A 649-nucleotide genomic window follows, 5' to 3' on the forward strand; every position below is an offset into this window, starting at 1 on the left:
GTACCACATCAAGCTTCAGAAACCTTACCATTACAGCAAGCTTCAAACCAAAACACGGGAGCTGACTGTACCAAATATAGAACAACCGCACCAGTTTCCGAGCAACCAGTACCACATCAAGCTTCAGAAACCTTACCATTACAAACAAGCTTCAAACCAAAACACGGGAGCTGCTGTACCAAATATAGAAACAACCGCACCAGTTTCCGAGCAACCAGTACCACATCAGCTTCAGAACCCTGTACGATTACAGCAAGCTTCAAACCAAAACACAAAAGCGACTGTACCAAATTTAGAGACAACCGCACCAGTTTCCGAGCAACCAGTACCACATCAAGCTTCAGAAACCTTACCATTACAACAAGCTTCAAACCAAAACACAAAAGCGACTGTACCAAATATAGAAACAACCGCACCAGTTTCCGAGCAACCAGTACCACATCAGCTTCAGAACCCTTACGATTACAACAAGCTTCAAACCAAAACACAAAAGCGACTGTACCAAATTTAGAGACAACCGCACCAGTTTCCGAGCAACCAGTACCACATCAAGCTTCAGAAACCTTACCATTACAACAAGCTTCAAACCAAAACACAAAAGCGACTGTACCAAATTTAGAGACAACCGCACCAGTTTCCGAGCAACCAG

The 649-nt window shown here is 43.9% G+C and carries 1 protein-coding gene; it reads left to right on the forward strand.

Annotated features, from left to right (window positions below):
* Positions 1-511, forward strand: a 511-nt coding sequence (locus DSM106972_RS52095) for a hypothetical protein (RefSeq protein WP_158633051.1), incomplete at its 5' end; no start/stop codon positions are given.
* Positions 512-649 lie beyond the last annotated feature (138 nt).

The organism is Dulcicalothrix desertica PCC 7102 (assembly GCF_003991905.1).
Classification (GTDB): domain Bacteria; phylum Cyanobacteriota; class Cyanobacteriia; order Cyanobacteriales; family Nostocaceae; genus Dulcicalothrix; species Dulcicalothrix desertica.